This window comes from Hymenobacter agri (genome assembly GCF_054778495.1).
In genome coordinates, this window is the sequence record NZ_BAAGZM010000577.1 from 1 (window position 1) to 2706 (window position 2706).

Sequence of the window (2706 nt, forward strand, 5' to 3'; positions counted from 1 at the left end):
CGAGGCCGTCGCCGCCGGGCAGGCCCAGGTCGAGCAGCAGGATGCTGGGGGCGGCCGTGGCCAGCGCCGCCAGCAGCTCGGTACTGCTGCCGGCTTCGGCCACTACCTCGATGCCAGTTGCCGCAGCCAGCCCGAGTCTTAATTCCTGCCGGGCAGTAGCATCGCCTTCGGTAAGAAGTAGTCGAATCATAAAAGGCAGAGGGATAGCAGAAGCTAAAAAGATAGTAAAATACCGGTGGCCCGGGTCACGTTTTGGACTTTGGCACCCCGAAGCTACGGAATGCCCAAGCTCAACTATTATGCAGCGAACAAAAGCCGTATAAATCCCTTAAAAAACGCCGGGCCAGCCGGGTATGCTTGGTACAAATACGGAGCCATTTTTTCTGCCAGCGCTTTTGAGCCAACCTTGTGCGCTGGAACCCGTTTCGACACTCTTATCCCTCCGTGCCCAGTTATGACCCGCATTATTCTCGCCGACGACCACACCATTCTGCGCGATGGCATTCGCGCACTGCTTTCGGCCGAAGCAGACCTGGAGGTGGTAGGCGAAGCCAGCAACGGGGACGAGGTGCTCTCCATTCTGGAAACGACGCCGGCCGACGTGGTGCTGATGGACGTGCAGATGCCCGTGCTCGATGGCTTCTCGACCATGCCCGTGCTGCGGCAGCGCTTCCCCGAGGTGCGCGTGCTGGTACTGACCATGCTCGACCACGAGAACTACGTGGCCCGCATGCTCGAGGCCGGCGCGCTGGGCTACGTGCTGAAAAACGCCGCCATCAGCGAGATTACGCATGCTATTCGGACGGTAGCCGCCAACAACCCGTTTCTGTGCACCGAAATCGGCCTCAACATGCTCTACAAGGCCGTGGCCCAGTCGGCCAGCCTTTCGGTGGAAGAAGGCGGCGCCTCGGGAGCCGACCTTACGGCCCGCGAGCTGGAAGTGCTGAAGCTGATTGCCGAGGGCATGACCAATGGCGAAATTGCCGATAAGCTGTTCACCAGCAAGCGCACCATCGAAACGCACCGGCAGAACATCATCGCTAAAACCCAGGCCAAGAACACGGCGGCGCTTATCAAACTGGCCGTAAGCCGTGGGCTGATTTCGTAGCGTTACCGCTCGGTATTAGTACGTATTTTTTGAACGCCTTTCCGGCCTGCCCGGCGGCGGCTACGTAGCGCCCGCCGCTAGTTCAGCAGCCCGCCCACCGTTCCGATGGTGAGCGCGACGATGACCGTATTGAACAGAAACGACACGCAGCCGTGCAGCAACGCCGTGCCGCGCAGCTCGCGGTTGGCGATGGCGATGTCAGCGGTCTGGGCCGTCATGCCGATGACGAAGGAGAAATAGGCGAAGTCGATGTAGTTGGGCTTAAGGCGGGGCCTGGTTTCGCCCTGGTCGTTCTGGTCGTCGGGAAACACGAGGCCGCCCACGTCGTGGCCGGTTTCCTCGTCGCGGTCATAGTAAGCGTGGGCGTAGCGCAGCGTGAACACCAGGTGCACCAGCAGCCAGGCCAGCACCACGGCGGCCACGCTCAGGGCCACGTGCAGCGCGCATACGTGGGGCGGCAGCTTATCGAGGTTGTGCAGCAGGCCCACCACGGCGCTGGTCACGTCGGTGGGCTCGTTGAGTAGCGTGCGCGGCATGCCCACCACCACGGCCCGCAGCGGCTCGCGCTGGTGGTAGGCCTTCACGTAGGCCAGCAGGTCTTTGCTGTGAATGGTGTCGAGCGGCGAGGCAATCATGCCCAGCGGGTCGGTCACGGCGAGGCCCACGCGCTTGTTCCCGTAGTCGATGGCGAGGATGCGGGGCATAGGGATGGGAGAGGGGCAAGCCGCCGGGCACCTTGCCCGGCGAAGTACAAAGATACGGCCCTTGGCAGGCAGTCAATCCGAACTGCCGCCCGCGCCGTAGCTACCGGCCGCCGCCAGAAGCGGCAAGTCAGCAAGACAAGCGGGCCAATCGGCTTGGGTAGATGAATAGCCATTAAGTAATTCTGTATAAAGTACTAGAACGAAAGATGGTTAAGGGTAAGGCTACGGCTTCACCACGATTGTAATATGCCGTTAATTATGGCTTTTATTTGCCTTTTGCGTGTAAACTATTGTATTGATTAGAGAAACACCGCAAACGTTGCCGTTAGTTGGGTTCAACTAAGAAAATTTCTATAATTTTGAAGTCTATCTAATTTTATTCTATTTGTCGATAACGCTACACTAATTCCTCATGGCCCTTTCCTCGCCTGCTAATCAGGAGCTTGGCCGGCCGGCTGCCCCCCGGCGGTGGGTATGGCTTCGGCAGACGGTACTACTGCTACTGGCCATGGGCAGCGGTGTGCTGGTGGCCAATAATCCGTTCCGCCCTTCGTCGGAAAACCCCGATGCTACGGCCCGCGGCTACCTGCGCTTCAAGGAGATTCTCAGCTACATTGACCGCGACTATGCGGATACGGTGGACACTGAAGGACTGGCCGATTACGCCGTGATGCAGATGCTGGAAAGGCTCGACCCGCATTCGGTCTACATTCCGGCCCGCGACCGCGACCGCACCGACGCCTTTCTGCAAAGCGACTTCGATGGCGTAGGCATCGAGTTCAACCTGTTTCGGGATACGATGACGGTGGTGGCCCCGCTCAGCGGCGGCCCGGCCGAGCAGGCCGGCGTGCAGCCCGGCGACCAGGTGCTGAGCATTGGCGGCAAGCGGGTGTC

Annotated in this window: 3 protein-coding genes and 1 pseudogene; 2 read left to right on the forward strand and 2 right to left on the reverse strand. The window is 60.1% G+C overall.

The genetic code is table 11. The features are described 5' to 3' along the window. Positions 1-190 (reverse strand): annotated as a pseudogene (locus ACYVDE_RS19615) (hypothetical protein); the annotation flags it as partial. A 264-nt stretch (positions 191-454) separates the two neighbouring features. On the opposite strand from ACYVDE_RS19615, the gene ACYVDE_RS19620 reads away from it, so the two are divergent. Continuing rightward, positions 455-1108 carry a response regulator transcription factor gene (locus ACYVDE_RS19620; protein WP_460503230.1) on the forward strand — a complete coding sequence of 218 codons (654 nt, stop codon included), beginning with the start codon at positions 455-457 and terminating at the stop codon, positions 1106-1108. A gap of 77 nt (positions 1109-1185) precedes the next feature. Here the strand turns inward: ACYVDE_RS19620 and ruvX are convergent, their stop codons facing one another. Continuing rightward, complete coding sequence (gene ruvX / locus ACYVDE_RS19625; RefSeq protein ID WP_460503231.1) at positions 1186-1812, reverse strand: Holliday junction resolvase RuvX; 627 nt, start codon at positions 1810-1812, stop codon at positions 1186-1188. A 508-nt stretch (positions 1813-2320) separates the two neighbouring features. Here ruvX and ACYVDE_RS19630 point away from each other — a divergent pair. After that, a partial coding sequence (locus ACYVDE_RS19630; protein WP_460503232.1) for a S41 family peptidase occupies positions 2321-2706 on the forward strand: 386 nt, incomplete at its 3' end.